The following is a 17,768-nucleotide window of genomic DNA, read 5'->3' as shown; positions in this document are numbered from 1 at the left end:
GGTTATCCAGTTATCCAGTTATCCAGTTATCCAGTTATCCAGTTATCCAGTTATCCAGTTATCCAGTTATCCAGTTTTCCGTAGGACGAAGTCCGTTCCCGTCTCCCGCATCCCGCATCCCGCATCCTATATCACTAGCCGCAAACAAAAAGGGTTGATGTTCTCACATCAACCCTCTGAACTAATTAGACTTCCCGAAGCACAGCGTTCCTTTACTTCAGCTTCTCTAAATCCGCTTCAATTTCGGCAATCTTACTTGAAACCACTTTCTCTAAATGACGTAAGTCGGTAAGGATCTTCTGTTTGACATCGACTTCAGTGGTTTTCCCCGGTTTAGTTAGCTTATTCAGTTCATCTATCACTAATGTAAGGTTACGATTGATTTCAGTGACTTCTTTATATTTATGGCTGCCGCTGTCAACCAGAACATTCTTCACTTGACGCGGGTATTTGAATTTTACGCTTTTAGCGAATAACTCGCCTTTTTGTTTGTGAAAATAGATTTTTAACACATCCTTGTGCGCTTCTTGTCGTAATGAATAGCGCTCAATCTGTTTAGGATCCTGAATACCTAAACCAGTGAGGTGTGGGAACATAGGCTACCTCTTTGTGTTGATTAAAAACATCCTGTGCTCTTGTGCTCAGAGTGAACAAATATTGTTAACATCAATAATGTAGCAGTCGAACCACGTTGTAGATAGTTGATTTTTAGAACAGCTTTGCAACTTGTGGGCAAGATCGCTTACGGTGCCAGCTCGGCCACATTAGCGGTAAGACGTTCTCGAAGTTTAGTTTCTTGCTCTTCGGTTAACTTACTACCTTGCTCGCTGGTGATGATAAATAAATCTTCTGCCCGTTCGCCAATGGTAGTAATTTTTGCTGCATGGAGATGAAGATCCAAATCAGCAAACGTTGCTCCGACTGTGGCAAGTAAACCTGGTGTATCCAATGCAACAAATTCCATTAGTGTGCGTTTTTTGCTCTTTGTCGGCAGAAAATCTACGCAGGTTTTAACTTTAAAGTGCTGCAAATTTCTGGGTACACGGCGAGTTTTTATCTTCGTTGGTCGTCCATCTTGAAGTACGTGCATGAGATGTTTAATGACCGCTTTGTGGCGGCTTTCGTCAACCACTTGGCCATGTTGATCTAGCACCATGAAGGTATCGAGTACATAGCCGTCTTTGCTGGTCATGACTTGAGCGTCGTGTACGTTAAAGTTCCTTCTATCCAGTTCTGCTACAACGGTTGCAAATAGAGCATGCTGGTCTCGGCTGTAGACAAACACTTCGGTGCCGCCTCGGGTCGCTTTCTTTGAGATCAGTATCAAGGGTTTGGAGTGGTCGTCATGGCGAAGTAGATGGGTACAGTGCCAAGCAATTTGTTTGTGTGTATGACGTAAGAAATAATCAGCCTTGAAACGTTGCCACAGTACTTCAATTTCTCGTGCGCTGAAGCCTTCTTTGCGAAGTAGGGCAGACGCGAGCTGTTGGTTATGACGAATACGATCTCGCACATCAACGGGATTTTCCAATCCTCTGCGCAGGGCTCTTTGGGTTGAATAGAAAAGTTCTGCCAATAGCGTTCGCTTCCAGCTGTTCCATAACTCTGGGTTAGTAGCGCAAATATCTGCTACTGTTAAGCAAACCAAGTACTCAAGATACTCTTCGTCACGCACCTTTTTGGCAAAATCAGTAATGACTTCTGGATCGTAAATATCACGGCGTTGTGCAGTGACCGACATCAGTAAGTGATGCCTTACTAACCAAGCGACTAATTTGGCTTCAGGTTTCGAGAGTCCGTGCTCCATACAAAAGTTGTAGGCTTCTGTCTCGCCAATCACCGAGTGGTCACCACCTCGTCCCTTACCTATGTCATGAAAAATCGCGGCGAGGATCAGTAATTCTTTCTTCTGAATACGTGGATACACTTCGCAGCATATCGGATGTTTGTCATAGTTGTTTGAATTGGCGAAAGTATTGATATGTTTCAGCAACCTTACACTATGCTCATCAACCGTGTAGACGTGAAACAGGTCAAACTGCATCTGGCCGACAATTTGACTCCACTGTGGCAAGTAAGCGGCGAGAACACCGAGCTTATGCATCAAACTAAACGCTTTGTGTAGCGCGTTAGGATGACGGCAAAGCTCAATAAACTTTTCTCGAGCTTCAGGAATGGTATGCAGGAACTTATTAAGACGTCGCCGTGCCGTGCGGAGCTGACGTAGTGTCGGTGGCGCTACGCCTTCGATACTTGAGTCGTTGGCAATATGCAGGAACATATCGAGAATGGTTTCTGGACGAGCTTGAAATAACGCAGGTTTGCGAGCTTCGATTAGGTGACCACGACGCTGAAAGTCTTCACTAAGGATCTCAGGTTGACACTCAATGCCATTGTTTAAAATGGCTTGGTCAAACAGTTTAAGCAGCATTTTGTTGAGTTCAGCGACACGTCTTAGCGTACGGTAGAACTCCTTCATCATCATTTCAACGCCGCGATTCCCTTCGCCTTCAAAGCCTAGACAATCTGCGACTTGAGCCTGATGGGCAAAGGTAAGGCGATTGTCGTACCTTTTCAAATGTAAGTGTAGTGCAAAGCGCACTCGCCAGAGATAATCTTGGCATTCAACGAGTTCACGATATTCAGCATCGGTTAAAAAGCCATATTTGCTCATTTCTAACAAAGAAGTTGCACCGAAGTGACGGCGTGCGACCCAGCTGAGTGTATGAATATCGCGCAATCCTCCTGGCGTGGATTTAATATCGGGCTCGAGGTTATAAGTTGTATCATGATAACGAGCGTGGCGCTCTCGTTGTTCTTGAACTTTGGCTTTATAGAAGGTTTCGCTTGGCCAAAAAGATTCGGCGTGAATTTCCAATTTCAGTTTCTGGAACGTGTCTTCACAACCACATAGAAGTCTTGCTTCTTGTAGGTTGGTCGCCACAGTGAGATCGTCGCGACCAATAGCTGCACATTCTTCAACCGTTCGTACCGCATGGCCTATTTCGAGCTTAAGGTCCCAGAGTAACGTAATAAATTCACTGACTTTGTTGGCTAAAGCGTCGGGTAAGGAATGTTTAGACACGACAAGTATATCGATGTCAGACAACGGGTGCAGTTCCCCTCTCCCGTAGCCGCCAACGGCAACTAAGCTGATATTTGGTTTCTCAGAAAAATCAAAATGCTGCCAAAGCCGATTGAGAAGTAAATCAATGTAGTCTGAGCGCCCCAGCACAAGAGCTGTTACTGAATGATGACTGAGAAACTCTTGCTTTTGATAGAGATGAAATTGCTCAAGCTGAGACTTAAGAATACTAATTGAAATCTGCTCATCGGCAAACGTCAAAGGAGACTGAAAGGGCATACTGCAAATCCGTGCTAAACATCCATTAGATACCAATCTATCAAAACGGAGCAGATAAAAAAATATCCCCGATGATGTGGGGATATTTTATTGTACTCAGGTAGGTTAAACGTTGTTCATTATACGCGGTATAGTGTCATCGCTGCGCAACGTCATGACTTCACAACCTGTTTTGGTCACTAGAAGGGTGTGTTCGTACTGTGCTGATTTTTTACCATCGCCCGTATAAACCGTCCAATCATCTTCAGCGTCAACTGTGACGCCAAACTTACCGGCGTTGATCATTGGCTCGATAGTAAAGCACATGCCTTCTTTCAGAACACGGCGATCATTGTTTTTGTAGTGGACAATTTGGGGCTCTTCATGGAACTCATTACCAATGCCATGACCACAGAAGTCTTTCACAATAGAGAACTTATTACGTGGGTTCTTTTTGTTGTTTTCCTTGATGTACTTTTCAATCGCAGTACCGATGTCACCGACAGTTGCTCCTGGTTTTACCTTGCGCATTCCTACATACAGTGCTTCTTGAGTGACCATACATAAGCGCTTATCAGCCGGAGATACATCGCCAACAAAGAACATTTTCGATGTGTCGCCATGATAACCTTGCGGTCGTACGCTGAGGTCAGCATTTTCATCATTAGGAACAATGACAGTAATATCAACGTTGATAATGTCTCCATTTTTCAGAACGGCAGGTTTTGGCTGACCGTTGCTGCCCACTTCATCTTCTGATGCTGGGATACCGTGACACACAATATGGTTGATTGAAGTACAAATGGATTTAGGGAATCCGTGGTAATCAAGAGGGGCAGAGTAAGCGCCTTTTTCGATCCCATAGTCATGACAAATTTGGTTCAATTCATCTGTCGTTACCCCTTCTTTGATGTGAGGCTCGATCATTTCTAGGATTTCAGCGGCTAGTGCGCCTGCGATTCGCATGCGCTCGATTTCTTCAGCGGTTTTGATCTTGATTGACATCGGCTTTCTCTATTTCATTCAGTGGCACTCTATGGTGCGAATGGGCGCATTCTAGCAGGAACCGTGCATAATGAGAATGATTCTTCATGTAGTCCTATACGTAAATAAGCACGGAGATAGCCAGTCTGTGCAATGAATAATCGTTTTTTACTAGCCATGAAGGGCTAAAATATGGTATAAAGCGCGCCGGAAATGTCGTCTGTTCTCTCTGTTTGGTGAAACCATACGGCGAAGCTGATGACTTCCAACTAACTTATATCTTTAAATCACACACATTCCGTCACATATTCCGGGGTGCTGGGCAGAAGCTTAGTCGGAGTTATGGGGGATGTGGAGGCCTAACCCCATAGAGGATTTTAAAATGGCAACTGTATCAATGCGCGATATGCTTAAAGCTGGTGTTCACTTTGGTCACCAGACTCGTTACTGGAACCCAAAAATGAAGCCATTCATCTTTGGTGCTCGTAACAAAGTTCATATCATCAACCTAGAAAAAACGGTACCAATGTTCAACGACGCTCTAGCGGAACTAGCTAAGGTTGGCGAAAAGAAAGGTAAAGTTTTATTTGTAGGTACTAAGCGCGCTGCATCTGAAGCTGTTAAAGAAGCTGCTATTGCAAGCAACCAGTTCTACGTTAACAACCGCTGGTTAGGCGGTATGCTAACAAACTACAAAACTGTTCGTCAGTCTATCAAGCGTCTAAAAGACCTAGAAGCACAGTCTCAAGACGGTACTTTTGACAAGCTAACTAAGAAAGAAGCTCTAATGCGTACTCGCGAAATGGAGAAGCTAGAGAAATCTCTTGGTGGTATCAAAGATATGGGCGGTCTACCAGACGCTCTATTCGTAATCGACGCTGATCACGAGCACATCGCAGTTAAAGAAGCAAACAACCTAGGTATCCCAGTTTACGCTGTAGTTGATACTAACTCTAACCCAGATGGCGTTGACTTCGTTATCCCTGGTAACGATGACGCAATCCGTGCGGTACAGCTATACCTAAACGCTGCTGCTTCTGCAGTAACTGAAGGTCGTAACAAAGATGTTGCTGCAGCTGCTGAAAAAGACGGTTTCGTAGAAGCTGAATAATAGCGGCTCCGCGTCACACTTGGTTTATGTGCAATCTAGTTGCCACTTAAATTGAGTTATAGTTATCAGCAGGGGCCAAAATTTAGGCCCCTGTTTTTTACCAAATCCAGATTTAAACTGAGGAATAGAGAATGGCTGTTACTGCTGCTCTAGTTAAAGAACTGCGCGACCGTACTGGCGCAGGTATGATGGAATGTAAGAAAGCGCTTGTTGAAACTAACGGCGACGTCGAACTAGCAATCGAGAACATGCGCAAATCAGGTGCTGCGAAAGCTGCTAAGAAAGCAGGTAACGTTGCGGCTGAAGGTGCAATCATCATCAAAGAAGACAACGGTGTTGCTGCTCTTCTTGAAGTTAACTGCCAAACTGACTTTGTTGCCAAAGATGGTAACTTCACTGCATTCGCAGAGAAAGTTGCAGCAGACGCTCTAGCATCTAAAGCTTCTGTTGAAGAGCTAGTCGCTAAATTCGAAGAAGAGCGTATTGCTCTTGTTGCTAAGATCGGCGAAAACATCAACATCCGTCGCGTTCAGTACGTTGAAGGTACTGCGATCGCTTCTTACCGCCACGGTGAGAAAATCGGTGTAGTTGTTGCAGGTGAAGGCGACGCTGAAACTCTTAAGCACGTTGCAATGCACGTAGCGGCTTCTCGTCCAGAGTACGTAAACCCAGAAGATGTACCTGCTGACGTAGTAGAAAAAGAAAAAGCTGTTCAAGTTGAAATCGCTATGAACGAAGGTAAACCAGCTGAAATCGCAGAGAAAATGGTTGTTGGCCGCATGAAGAAATTCACAGGCGAAATCTCTCTGACTGGCCAAGCTTTCGTTATGGAACCTAAGAAGTCTGTAGGCGAAATCCTGAAAGAACGTGGTGCTTCAGTAGCTACATTTGTTCGCCTAGAAGTAGGTGAAGGTATCGATAAGGGCGAAGAAATGAGCTTCGCTGACGAAGTAGCAGCTGCTCAAAAAGGTTAATCCTTAGACCAGTGCATAAAGTTTAGACCGTAGCCAAGGCTGCGGTCTTTTTACGACTGGCGTTTAAACGATTAACCGTGATGAATGGGTAAGAAGTCAGTGTTTCTAGAGTAGAAAATGCACTTTTTGTCCATCCATGACTGTTAATCAACAACAACTCTCTTTTGGAAGGTAAACTCCATGACTACGAACCCTAAACCAGCGTATCAACGTATCCTGTTAAAACTGAGTGGTGAAGCACTTCAAGGCGAAGAAGGTTTTGGTATTGATCCTGCGATCTTGGATCGTATGGCTCAAGAAGTAAAAGAACTGGTTGAACTGGGTGTTCAGGTCGGTGTGGTTATCGGTGGTGGTAACTTGTTCCGTGGTGCAGGTCTTGCTGAAGCGGGTATGAACCGTGTTGTTGGTGACCACATGGGTATGTTAGCAACAGTAATGAACGGTCTAGCGATGCGTGATGCACTGCACCGTGCCTACGTCAATGCTCGTGTTATGTCTGCAATCCCATTAAAAGGTGTTTGTGACGATTACAACTGGGCAGATGCAATCCGCGAACTGCGCCAAGGCCGTGTTGTTATCTTCTCAGCAGGTACAGGTAACCCATTCTTCACAACCGATTCTGCTGCATGTCTACGCGGAATTGAAATTGAAGCTGACGTAGTTCTAAAAGCGACAAAAGTTGATGGTGTATTTACGGCTGACCCAGTAGCCAACCCTGACGCAGAGCTGTATGATAACCTGAGCTACGCAGAAGTTCTTGATAAAGAACTAAAAGTGATGGATTTAGCAGCATTTACACTGGCTCGTGACCATAAAATGCCAATCCGAGTATTCAATATGAACAAACCAGGCGCACTACGTCGCGTGGTAATGGGTGAAGCAGAAGGCACTCTAATTAGTACCGCTGAATAATTCATTCAACCACAGCGTGACTAATTCATGCTGTGGCATTGCCTTTTGAAGGATCCTGATTAGGCTTTCTTCTAAAAAGAATGACACATTAAGGTGATATTGTGATTAACGAAATCAAACAAGACGCTCAAGAGCGCATGGAAAAAAGCGTAGAAGCGCTAAAGAACAACCTTTCTAAAGTACGTACAGGTCGTGCACATCCAAGCCTACTTTCTGGTATATCGGTAGAGTACTACGGTGCGCCAACACCTCTAAACCAGGTGGCGAACGTAGTAGCAGAAGATGCTCGTACACTAGCAATCACAGTATTTGATAAAGAGCTAACGCCAAAAGTTGAAAAAGCGATCATGATGTCTGACTTAGGTCTAAACCCTATGTCTGCAGGCACGATTATTCGCGTTCCACTTCCACCGCTAACGGAAGAGCGTCGTAAAGATCTCGTTAAAATCGTTCGTGGCGAAGCTGAGGGTGGTCGTGTGGCTATTCGTAATATCCGTCGTGATGCGAACGGTGAACTAAAAGCCCTACTGAAAGACAAAGAAATCTCTGAAGATGAAGATCGTAAAGGTCAAGACGAGATTCAAAAAATCACTGACGCAGCTGTTAAACAAGTAGATGAAGTGTTAGCGGCAAAAGAAAAAGAGTTGATGGAAGTTTAATTCCATCTAGACTCTGGATACAGAGAACGCTGTGCTCGCAGCACAGCGTTTTTTTATGCTAATCTTTGTCCCCTGCTGGTAATCATAAATCCTTGTATGCAAAACTCTCAACTCTCACCAGAATCACTCCCTAAACACATTGCAATTATCATGGATGGCAACGGGCGCTGGGCAAAAGCCCAAGGTAAGCCGCGTGTGTTTGGTCATAAAAATGGCGTTGCTGCTGTCCGGAAAACTATTTCGACCTCTGCAAAATTGGGCATAAAGGCAATCACGCTATTTGCCTTTAGCAGTGAAAATTGGCGTCGTCCTGAAGAGGAAGTCGGTGTATTGATGGAGTTATTCATTACGGTTCTCTCGACAGAAATTAAAAAGCTACACAAGAATAACTTACGACTCCGTGTTATTGGCGACATGAGCCGATTTAATGAGCGTTTACAAAAGAAAATAGCTCAGGCCGAAGCAATGACTGCGGATAACAGTGGTATGGTTGTTAACATAGCCGCTAACTATGGTGGTAAGTGGGACATCGTAGAAGCAACTAAAGAAATTGCCACAAAAGTCGCAAATGGTGAGATTCACGCAGGTGATGTCAACGAAGACATGATGACTCAACATTTGACGATGTCAGATTTGCCAGAAGTGGACCTACTGATTAGAACCAGCGGTGAATGTCGAATCAGTAACTTTATGTTGTGGCAAATGGCGTATGCAGAAATGTACTTCACGCCAATTTACTGGCCTGAATTCGACGAAAACAGCTTAATTGAAGCAGTGACTTGGTTTGTTAATCGAGAAAGGCGATTCGGTTGCACCGGTGAACAAATCAAGGCATTGATGGAAAGCGACTAAAGGATCCAAGTTTGAAACAAAGAATTATAACCGCGCTTATCCTTGCTCCGATAGTGATACTTGGTATTTTTGAGTTATCTCTGCCCTTATTCATGGTTGCCATAGCGATCGTTACTGCTATCGGCTTTTGGGAATGGACTCAATTTGTTGAGTGTAAAACGCGTGTTACAGCACTAATGCCAAGTATCGTCGTGAGTGCGGCAATGCTGGGTTTCATTCCATTTGATGCCCTCAGCTTAGGTACAGTAATGGACAGCCATTTAGCTGTTCTCTTGGTTGGCGGGTTATGGTGGATTACATCCAGTTGTCTAGCGATTACTTACCCGACTTCAGCCAAATTTTGGCAAAACTCGAACTTACTTCGCCACTTGTTTGGTATCTTGACACTGCTTCCTTTCTTTTGGAGTGTATTATTGCTTCGCGCCGAGGGCATTAACCAAGATACTTACCATGGTGCAAAGTTGGTGCTGTTTGTCTGCTTCATTGTTTGGTCTGCTGATAGCGGTGCTTACTTTGCGGGTAAAAGTTTTGGCAAACGAAAAATGGCACCGCATGTCAGTCCGAATAAAACCATTGAAGGATTAGTTGGTGGCGTTATTGCTGCTATTATCGTCGGTTGGGCGACTGCTCACTGGTTTGAAATTGAGTTTAGCAGCCCAATTGCGATGATTATGATTACATTGGTGACTGTAGTGATTTCGGTGTTGGGTGATTTGGTTGAAAGTATGTTCAAGCGTGTTGCTGGCATTAAGGACAGTAGCAATATTATCCCAGGACACGGCGGTGTATTGGATCGTATTGACAGTTTGACCGCAGCATTTCCAGTATTTGCTCTTCTTTATTTCGTTTTCTAGTTTTAGGCAGCCCTGAGTGCTGCCTGTTTAATTTTTACTGGTTTCTTACTATGCGTAAGCTCACAATATTAGGTGCAACTGGCTCGATTGGCGATAGCACTTTTAAAGTTATTGAACAAAACCCTAAGCAGTTCTCAGTTGTCGCTCTTGCTGCGGGTAATAACGTTGATAAAATGCGCCAACTGTGTCAAAAGTGGCAACCTAAATATGCTGTCATGGCGAGTGATAATGCGGCTATGAAGCTTAAAAGCCAATTGCAACAACTCAAGCTTTCGACAGAAGTATTGGCAGGACAAGAGGCGATGAGTCACGTTGCATCGCTTGATGAAGTCGACACTGTTATGGCTGCGATTGTGGGTGCTGCAGGCTTGTTACCGACAATGGCTGCAGTCCAGGCTGGTAAGAGAGTATTGTTGGCGAATAAAGAAGCATTAGTCATGTCAGGACAATTGTTTATTGATGCCGTGAAAACTCATAGTGCAGAACTGATGCCAGTAGATAGTGAGCATAACGCTATCTTTCAATGCTTACCTGAATCTATTCAAACCAGCCTTGGTGACTGCAATATAGAAGATCATGGTATTCAGCACATTTTGTTGACAGGATCTGGTGGTCCTTTCAGGTACAGCGATATTAGTGCTTTATCTGCCGTAACACCCGAGCAGGCAGTCGCGCACCCTAATTGGTCTATGGGGCCGAAAATTTCAGTTGACTCAGCTACCATGATGAACAAGGGGTTAGAGTACATTGAGGCGAAATGGTTATTTAGCACCCGTCGCGAACAGCTTAAGGTTTTAATCCATCCGCAGTCTGTGATTCATTCGATGGTGCAATATAAAGATGGTTCTTTGCTAGCACAAATGGGTCAGCCAGATATGGCAACACCTATTGCTTTAACTCTGTCTTATCCTGAACGTGTTTCTGCTGGAGTCCCTGCTTTGGATTTCACTAAACTTGCGGAACTGACCTTTCTAGAGCCCGATTTCAGTCGTTACCCCTGCTTAAAGCTAGCAATAGATGCTTGTTATGAGGGGCAGCACGCGACAACTGCACTTAATGCGGCAAATGAAGTTGCGGTTGAATCATTTCTGTCCGGTCAGTTAGCCTTTACTGATATCGCTGTTGTCAATGAACGAGTTTCTAACTTGGTATGCGCTAAGAGTAGCCAATCTGATTGTGATAGCTTGGAAAGCATCTTAGAGCTGGATAAAATGGCCCGAGCATTGGCCGTCGAAATCATTGAAGAGCGTGCATTATGACCGGAATATTGTGGAATTTCGCATCATTTATTATCGCATTAGGAATTTTAGTTGCGGTGCATGAATATGGCCACTTCTGGGTCGCTCGCCGTTGTGGTGTCAAAGTCGAAAAATTCTCGATTGGTTTTGGTAAATCAATCTGGAGCAAAATAGGTAAAGACGGCACTGAATACAGTATTTCAATCATCCCATTAGGTGGCTACGTCAAGATGCTTGACGGACGCGTGGATGAAGTGCCTCAAGAGCAGAAAAAGCATGCTTTTGATACGCAACCTTTATGGAAGCGAACTTCGATAGTAGCGGCAGGACCTGCATTTAACTTTTTGTTTGCCGTATTTGCCTACTGGCTAGTTTTTATGATCGGCGTACCGGCTGTTAAGCCTGTTGTAGGGCAGGTTGAAGCGCACTCTATCGCTGCCAATGCAGGTTTAGAGGCTGGCATGGAACTAAAAGCGGTCTCTGGCGTCAAAACACCGGATTGGGAATCAGTCAATATGGGGTTAATTGCTCATATTGGCGACGATAAACTAACCATGACAGTCGCGCCGGCCAATGATATTGGCATTGAAGAAGTGAAGACGCTTGATTTAACTTCTTGGAACTTTGATCCTGAAGTTGAGTCTGCTATGTCAGCACTTGGCTTCAAGCCTTTTACTCCTGCAATCTCGACGACATTGATGACGATTTCAGAGGGCGGGGCGGGTGAAGCGGCCGGTTTACAAGCTGGGGATGTACTCATTGCGGCCGATGATGAACCTCTTACCAATTGGCAACAAGTGGTTGAGCTGATTCAAGGTCATCCAAATCAAGCCATTGATTTGCAAATCGAGCGTTCTGGGGCGTTGATCAATCTAACGTTAACCCCTGACAGCCGTGAGCTAGCTAATAAGCGAACGATAGGATTTGCAGGAATCGTACCTGAAGTCGCAGAGTGGCCAGAAAACTATCGCTTCGAGCTTCAGTTTGGTGTAATTGAATCAGTCAGTAAAGCGATTGATAAAACTGGACAAATTATTGACCTAACCATCAGCATGTTGAAAAAGCTGATTGTTGGAGATGTTGGATTAAACAACTTAAGTGGGCCTATTTCGATAGCAAAAGGAGCTGGAACGACTGCCGATTATGGATTGGTGTACTTTCTTGGTTTTCTCGCGTTGATCAGTGTTAACTTAGGTATCATTAACCTTGTGCCATTACCTATGTTGGATGGCGGACACTTATTGTTTTTTGCTATCGAGGCAGTGATCAGACGCCCTGTGCCTGAACGCATTCAGGAAATAGGGTACCGCATCGGCGGGGCAGTTATTTTCTCTCTGATGGCAGTGGCGATATTTAATGATTTTGCTCGTCTGTAGCTGGGCAAAGGTTGTAGTAAGGAATAACTAAAACAAATATGGCGATGAAAAAAATTCTGTTTGCAACGCTACTGGCAACAAGCGTTGTTGCAAACGGTGCCGAAAACTTTGTTGTTGAAGACATTCAAATTGATGGGTTGCAGCGCGTTGCGCTGGGAGCTGCATTACTTAAGATGCCAGTGCGCATTGGTGATACGGTTGATAGCCAAGATGTGTCGGATATTATTAAAGCTTTGTATGCATCTGGCAATTTTGAAGATATCAAAGTCTTGCGTGACGGTAACCAGCTATTGGTTCAGGTTAAAGAGCGACCAACGATTGCGAATATTTCGTTTTCTGGCAACAAGGCCATTAAAGAAGAGCAATTACAGCAAAACCTTGACGCATCGGGTATTCGAGTGGGTGAGGCTTTGGACCGCACCACGCTGTCAAACATCGAAAAAGGGCTGGAAGATTTCTACTATAGTGTTGGTAAGTACAACGCAACTGTAAAAGCAGTCGTAACCCCTCTTCCTCGCAATCGTTCTGACTTGAAATTCGTCTTCTCTGAGGGTGTGTCAGCAAAAATCCAACAAATCAATTTTATCGGTAACAAAGTCTTTACTGATGATGAGTTGTTGAGTCGCTTCAATCTTAATGTCGACGTCGCTTGGTGGAATTTTCTTTCTGATGATAAATATCAGAAACAAGTCTTAGCGGGAGACATTGAAGCGCTTAAGTCGTACTACTTGGACCGTGGTTATCTGAAGTTTAAAGTGGACTCTACACAAGTCTCGATTTCTCCGGATAAGAAAGGTGTGTATATCACCTTGGCAGTTGACGAAGGGCTTCCGTACAGTGTTAAAGATGTCAAATTTCGCGGTGAGTTGATTGGCAAAGAAGCCGAATTTGAAGCTTTGGTTCCGTTTGAAGACGGTGATGTTTACAACGGTTCTCAAGTCACAAGCTTGGAAGAAGGCGTTAAACGAGTTCTGGGGGAAGCTGGTTACGCTTATCCTCAAGTGCGTACTATTCCTGAATTTGATGACGAAACTCAACAAGTATCTTTAGTAGTAAACGTTGAAGCAGGTAAACGTATCTATGTACGCGATATTCGCTTTGTTGGCAATAATGCTACTAAAGATGAAGTGCTGCGCCGGGAAATGCGTCAAATGGAGGGCAGTTGGCTTAACTCTAAATCAATTGAAACAGGGAAAAAACGTCTCAATCGCCTTGGTTATTTTGAAACTGTCGACGTTCAGACTGTACGTGTGCCAGGTAGTGAAGACCAAGTTGATCTTGTTTACAATGTTAAAGAAGCCAACTCGGGTAGCGTCAACTTTGGTATCGGCTATGGTACTGAATCAGGTGTGAGCTTCCAGGTTGGTTTGCAGCAAGATAACTTCCTAGGCTCAGGCAATCGCGTTGGTGTCAGTGCAATGATGAATGACTACCAAAAGAATGTCAGCCTTGATTATCGAGATCCATACTGGAACCTAGATGGTGTTAGCTTAGGTGGTAAAGTGTTCTACAACACGTTTGAAGCATCTGAAGCAGGCATTGTTGACTATACAAACGAAAGTTATGGTACTAGCCTGACATGGGGTTTCCCAGTCAACGAATTAAATAACATCGAATTTGGCATTGGTTATACGCACAATAAGATCGGTAATGTTCCTAACTATGATCAGGCACAATTGTTTGCCCAAAGTATTGGCCAATCTGAAGGTGATATTGTAACCAATGATTTTGACCTGAATGTTTCGTGGACTCGAAACAATCTAAACCGAGGCTTTTTCCCGACGTCGGGGAACTATCAGCGAGCGTCTGCTAAAGCAACGATCCCGAGTTCTGATGCACAGTACTTTAAGCTTCAATATGAAGTACGACAGTATGTTCCAATTACTAAAAAGCATGAATTTACATTACTGATGCGCGGTCGTTTGGGCTACGGAAATGGTTACGGTAAAACGGATGGCAACGACAATCTATACCCATTCTACGAAAACTATTATGCGGGTGGTTTCACCTCATTACGTGGTTTCCGTTCTAACTCTGCTGGTCCAAAGGCAGTGTATACAACCAACAGTGGAAGCTGCGGAAACAATGGCTGTGTGAGTGCAACCGATGACTCTGTGGGTGGTAATGCGATTGCTCTGGCGAGTATGGAGTTAATTGTACCGACTCCATTCGCTTCAGATGAAGCACGTAGCCAGATCCGAACTAGTCTATTTATCGATGCCGCGAGTGTGTGGGATACAGAGTTTAATTACAACTCAGCTTACCAAGGTACTCGATACTACGAGGATTACTCAGATCCAAGCAACTATCGTGCGTCCTACGGTGCTGCTCTGCAGTGGATGTCGCCAATGGGGCCTTTGGTGTTCTCAATTGCCAAACCAATTGAAATTTATGAAGGTGATGACGAAGAATTCTTCACTTTCACAATCGGCAGAACCTTCTAAATACTTACAGAGGAAAATATAGTGAACAAAATGATTAAAGCGGCTGGTCTTAGCCTTGTTGTAATGTCGTCTTCATTCTTTGCTAATGCAGCAGAAGCGGCGCAAAAAATTGGCTATATCAATACAGCTCAAGTTTTCCAAGCACTTCCTCAACGCGAAGTCGTATTGCAAAAAATGCAGGAAGAGTTCAAAGATAAAGCGGGTGAGCTAAAATCTATTCAGGCCAAAGCGAACACTAAACTCGAGAAGTTAAACCGTGATAAGGAGCTGATGTCTCCTGAAAGCCAAGAACAATTGCGTATTGAAATTACTCAGTTGAACAGTGAATTAAAGCTCCGAGGACAAGCGTTTGAAAAAGCACAGCAACGCCGAGAAATGGAGGAAAAACAAAAATTGTTTAAACTGATTCAGGGGGCGGTAAAGAAAGTCGCTGAAAAAGAAGGCTATGACATGATTGTTGATATTCAGACCATGCAATACGGTAAGCCAGAATACAACATCTCTGAACAAGTTATTAACTCACTGAAATAATTGGCTATGACAGCAATCACATTAGCCGAACTGGCTTCAATTACTGGCGGGGAATTACATGGTGACGCCGATGCAGTCGTAACCATGGTAGCGCCTATGGACAGAGCGATGGAAGGTCATGTGACCTTCTTATCTAATCCTAAATACGCTAAGCATCTTGGTGACTGTCAGGCGACTGTCATTATGGTCAAGGAAGCGCAGCGAGAGTTGTGCACTGGTCATGTGCTGGTAGTTGACGATCCTTACATCGCTTTTGCCAAAGTGACACAAGCTTTGGATACCACGCCGCTCCCGGCCTATGAAATAGCGCCATCTGCGGTGATCTCTGATAACGTTCATCTTGGCAACAATGTTTCTATTGGCGCTAACGCCGTGATTGAGTCGGGTGTTCAATTGGCTGACAACGTTGTGATTGGCGCTGGCTGCTTTATCGGTAAAAATGCCCAAATTGGTGCAAATACCAAATTGTGGTCCAATATCAGTATCTATCATGATGTAGTGATTGGTTCTGATTGCCTTATCCAAGCGAACACAGTGATTGGCGCTGACGGATTTGGGTATGCGAATGACAAAGGTGAGTGGGTTAAAATCCCTCAACTGGGTACGGTGCGCATTGGCAATCGTGTTGAAATTGGCGCTTGTACAACGATAGATCGTGGTGCTTTAGACGATACTGTGATTGAAGACAATGTGATCATCGACAACCAAATGCAGATTGCTCATAACGTACACATCGGATATGGTTCAGCTCTAGCTGGTGGTACGATTATAGCCGGCAGCACTACAATCGGCAAATACTGTATTATTGGTGGTGGTACTGTTATCAATGGCCATATCGAAATTGCCGATGGCGTTACTATTACCGGTATGGGAATGGTCATGCGCGGCATTAAAGAAAAGGGCATGTACTCTTCTGGCATCCCACTGCAGCCAAATAAAGAGTGGCGTAAGACCGCGACTCGTGTTCATCGAATTGATGAGATGAACAAGCGTCTTAAAGCGGTTGAAAAACATCTGGATCAGGGTGAAGACACTTAGTCTGATTGTTATAAAAAGACTCGCGATGTGCGGGTCTTTTTTTCTGACTGATTATGTGGACTCAATACAACAACATCGCAGTGCGTGCTTAGCATATTGAGATGACTTGGGTATAATGCCCGCCAGTTAATTTAGCATTCAAGATAGGAACATGACTTTGACTACTGAAAACAAAACGATGAACATCACTGAGATCCAAGAACTGTTACCCCATCGCTACCCATTTTTGCTGATCGATCGTGTTATCGATTTCCAAGAAGAAAAATACCTTAAGGCGATCAAAAACGTTTCAGTGAATGAGCCTCAGTTTACAGGTCATTTTCCTCAACTGCCGGTTTTTCCGGGCGTTCTTATCTTAGAAGCGATGGCTCAGGCTACGGGGCTTCTAGCCTTTAAATCGTTTGGTGCGCCTTCTGACAATGAGCTCTACTATTTTGCAAGCGTTGACGGTGCGAAATTCCGCAAGCCAGTCACGCCAGGCGATCAACTGGTTATTGAAGTAGAATTCATTAAAGAGCGTCGTGGTATTGCAGCGTTTAACGGTGTTGCGAAAGTAGATGGCGACGTGGTGTGTTCTGCAGAGCTTAAGTGTGCTCGTCGAGAGTTTTGATATGATTCATGAAACCGCTCAGGTGCATCCTTCTTCAGTGATTGAAGGAGATGTGAAAATTGCCGCTAACGTGACTGTTGGTCCTTTTACTTACATTTCAGGCAAAGTTGAAATTGGTGAAGGTACAGAAATTATGTCGCATGTGGTGATTAAAGGCCATACCACGATTGGCAGAGATAACCGTATTTTCCCGCATGCCGTGATTGGTGAAGAAAACCAAGATAAGAAGTATGGTGGGGAAGATACAACCGTCGTTATTGGCGACCGCAATGTGATTCGCGAAGCGGTACAGATCCATCGTGGTACTGTCCAAGACAAAGCGACCACAGTCATTGGTGATGACAATTTACTGTGTGTAAATGCACACATTGCTCACGATGTGATTGTTGGCAACCATACTCACGTCGGCAACAATGCTATCTTAGGTGGGCATGTGACGGTTGAAGATCATGCCGGTGTGATGGCTTTATCTGCTATTCATCCCTTCTGTAAAGTAGGTGCATTTAGCTATATTGGTGGTTGTTCAGCGGTTGTGAAAGATGTGCCGCCATACGTGCTTGCTCAAGGTAACCATGCGACACCTTTTGGGTTAAATCTGGTGGGCTTGCAGCGTAATGGTTTTGAAAAGAGCGAATTGCGCGCATTACGCAACGCTTATAAAGAATTCTACCGAGCGGGTAAAACACAGGCAGAGGCCAAAGAAGTATTGTTAGAAATGGCGCAACAATGGCCATCCATAAAGCACTTTATTGATTTTGTAGAAAGTTCAGAGCGTGGCGTTATTCGCTAACTGTCACTGAACCCAAATTGAAAAGATCGCGGCCCTAGGTTGCGGTCTTTTT

Annotated in this window: 16 protein-coding genes; 13 read left to right on the top strand and 3 right to left on the bottom strand. The window is 44.4% G+C overall.

The features are described from left to right. Window positions 1-212: 212 nt before the first annotated feature. The 3 genes from OH455_RS15645 to map form a co-directional block, all read right to left on the bottom strand. Window positions 213-596 carry a DUF3461 family protein gene (locus OH455_RS15645; protein ID WP_045976296.1) on the bottom strand — a complete coding sequence of 128 codons (384 nt, stop codon included), beginning with the start codon at window positions 594-596 and terminating at the stop codon, window positions 213-215. Window positions 597-742: 146 nt separating this feature from the next. Further along, the gene (glnD, locus tag OH455_RS15640) at window positions 743-3,364 is read right to left on the bottom strand and encodes a bifunctional uridylyltransferase/uridylyl-removing protein GlnD (protein ID WP_269982027.1); all 2,622 of its coding nucleotides are present in this window, start codon (window positions 3,362-3,364) and stop codon (window positions 743-745) included. Between the two features lie 105 nt (window positions 3,365-3,469). Then, a complete protein-coding gene (map, locus tag OH455_RS15635; protein WP_019276441.1) occupies window positions 3,470-4,348 on the bottom strand; it encodes a type I methionyl aminopeptidase in 879 nt (292 codons plus the stop codon). A gap of 361 nt (window positions 4,349-4,709) precedes the next feature. On the opposite strand from map, the gene rpsB reads away from it, so the two are divergent. The 13 genes from rpsB to lpxA all read left to right on the top strand — a co-directional run bounded on the left by rpsB (window position 4,710) and on the right by lpxA (window position 17,716). Continuing rightward, a complete protein-coding gene (gene rpsB, locus OH455_RS15630) occupies window positions 4,710-5,438 on the top strand; it encodes a 30S ribosomal protein S2 (protein ID WP_045976298.1) in 729 nt (242 codons plus the stop codon). A gap of 131 nt (window positions 5,439-5,569) precedes the next feature. Beyond that, window positions 5,570-6,412, top strand: a complete 843-nt coding sequence (gene tsf / locus OH455_RS15625; RefSeq protein ID WP_269982026.1) for a translation elongation factor Ts — start codon at window positions 5,570-5,572, stop codon at window positions 6,410-6,412. 180 nt (window positions 6,413-6,592) lie between these two features. Further along, window positions 6,593-7,324: a UMP kinase gene (pyrH, locus tag OH455_RS15620; RefSeq protein ID WP_006957910.1), complete on the top strand. Its 732-nt coding sequence runs from the start codon at window positions 6,593-6,595 to the stop codon at window positions 7,322-7,324. Between the two features lie 101 nt (window positions 7,325-7,425). Then, window positions 7,426-7,983 carry a ribosome recycling factor gene (frr, locus tag OH455_RS15615; protein WP_019276443.1) on the top strand — a complete coding sequence of 186 codons (558 nt, stop codon included), beginning with the start codon at window positions 7,426-7,428 and terminating at the stop codon, window positions 7,981-7,983. 96 nt (window positions 7,984-8,079) lie between these two features. After that, window positions 8,080-8,835 carry an isoprenyl transferase gene (locus tag OH455_RS15610; protein ID WP_206368265.1) on the top strand — a complete coding sequence of 252 codons (756 nt, stop codon included), beginning with the start codon at window positions 8,080-8,082 and terminating at the stop codon, window positions 8,833-8,835. 11 nt (window positions 8,836-8,846) lie between these two features. Further along, complete coding sequence (locus tag OH455_RS15605; protein ID WP_269982025.1) at window positions 8,847-9,689, top strand: phosphatidate cytidylyltransferase; 843 nt, start codon at window positions 8,847-8,849, stop codon at window positions 9,687-9,689. Window positions 9,690-9,739: 50 nt separating this feature from the next. Continuing rightward, window positions 9,740-10,948, top strand: coding sequence for a 1-deoxy-D-xylulose-5-phosphate reductoisomerase (ispC, locus tag OH455_RS15600; protein ID WP_045976302.1), 1,209 nt, complete (start codon window positions 9,740-9,742; stop codon window positions 10,946-10,948). After that, window positions 10,945-12,303, top strand: a complete 1,359-nt coding sequence (gene rseP, locus OH455_RS15595; protein ID WP_269982024.1) for a sigma E protease regulator RseP — start codon at window positions 10,945-10,947, stop codon at window positions 12,301-12,303. The genes ispC and rseP overlap by 4 nt, the downstream gene beginning before the upstream one ends. Before the next feature lie 38 nt (window positions 12,304-12,341). Further along, complete coding sequence (gene bamA / locus OH455_RS15590) at window positions 12,342-14,747, top strand: outer membrane protein assembly factor BamA (protein WP_269982023.1); 2,406 nt, start codon at window positions 12,342-12,344, stop codon at window positions 14,745-14,747. 30 nt (window positions 14,748-14,777) lie between these two features. Beyond that, window positions 14,778-15,278 carry an OmpH family outer membrane protein gene (locus OH455_RS15585; protein ID WP_206368326.1) on the top strand — a complete coding sequence of 167 codons (501 nt, stop codon included), beginning with the start codon at window positions 14,778-14,780 and terminating at the stop codon, window positions 15,276-15,278. Between the two features lie 6 nt (window positions 15,279-15,284). Then, window positions 15,285-16,316 carry a UDP-3-O-(3-hydroxymyristoyl)glucosamine N-acyltransferase gene (gene lpxD, locus OH455_RS15580; protein ID WP_269982022.1) on the top strand — a complete coding sequence of 344 codons (1,032 nt, stop codon included), beginning with the start codon at window positions 15,285-15,287 and terminating at the stop codon, window positions 16,314-16,316. 157 nt (window positions 16,317-16,473) lie between these two features. Continuing rightward, the gene (gene fabZ, locus OH455_RS15575) at window positions 16,474-16,926 is read left to right on the top strand and encodes a 3-hydroxyacyl-ACP dehydratase FabZ (protein WP_045976336.1); all 453 of its coding nucleotides are present in this window, start codon (window positions 16,474-16,476) and stop codon (window positions 16,924-16,926) included. A 1-nt stretch (window position 16,927) separates the two neighbouring features. Continuing rightward, complete coding sequence (gene lpxA, locus OH455_RS15570; RefSeq protein WP_045976307.1) at window positions 16,928-17,716, top strand: acyl-ACP--UDP-N-acetylglucosamine O-acyltransferase; 789 nt, start codon at window positions 16,928-16,930, stop codon at window positions 17,714-17,716. Window positions 17,717-17,768: the final 52 nt, after the last annotated feature.

Origin of the sequence: Vibrio sp. T11.5 (assembly GCF_027587155.1) — a bacterium.
Classification (GTDB): Bacteria; Pseudomonadota; Gammaproteobacteria; order Enterobacterales; family Vibrionaceae; genus Vibrio; species Vibrio neptunius.
This window is presented reverse-complemented; position numbering and strand designations above follow the sequence as displayed.

Coding starts and splice junctions, on each gene's coding strand:
- OH455_RS15645 (WP_045976296.1), bottom strand. CDS start 596: ATGTTCCCACACCTCACTGGTTTAGGTATTCAGGATCCTAAACAGATT.
- ispC (WP_045976302.1), top strand. CDS start 9,740: ATGCGTAAGCTCACAATATTAGGTGCAACTGGCTCGATTGGCGATAGC.
- lpxA (WP_045976307.1), top strand. CDS start 16,928: ATGATTCATGAAACCGCTCAGGTGCATCCTTCTTCAGTGATTGAAGGA.
- tsf (WP_269982026.1), top strand. CDS start 5,570: ATGGCTGTTACTGCTGCTCTAGTTAAAGAACTGCGCGACCGTACTGGC.
- glnD (WP_269982027.1), bottom strand. CDS start 3,364: ATGCCCTTTCAGTCTCCTTTGACGTTTGCCGATGAGCAGATTTCAATT.
- rseP (WP_269982024.1), top strand. CDS start 10,945: ATGACCGGAATATTGTGGAATTTCGCATCATTTATTATCGCATTAGGA.
- lpxD (WP_269982022.1), top strand. CDS start 15,285: ATGACAGCAATCACATTAGCCGAACTGGCTTCAATTACTGGCGGGGAA.
- pyrH (WP_006957910.1), top strand. CDS start 6,593: ATGACTACGAACCCTAAACCAGCGTATCAACGTATCCTGTTAAAACTG.
- bamA (WP_269982023.1), top strand. CDS start 12,342: ATGGCGATGAAAAAAATTCTGTTTGCAACGCTACTGGCAACAAGCGTT.
- OH455_RS15585 (WP_206368326.1), top strand. CDS start 14,778: ATGATTAAAGCGGCTGGTCTTAGCCTTGTTGTAATGTCGTCTTCATTC.
- rpsB (WP_045976298.1), top strand. CDS start 4,710: ATGGCAACTGTATCAATGCGCGATATGCTTAAAGCTGGTGTTCACTTT.
- OH455_RS15610 (WP_206368265.1), top strand. CDS start 8,080: ATGCAAAACTCTCAACTCTCACCAGAATCACTCCCTAAACACATTGCA.
- map (WP_019276441.1), bottom strand. CDS start 4,348: ATGTCAATCAAGATCAAAACCGCTGAAGAAATCGAGCGCATGCGAATC.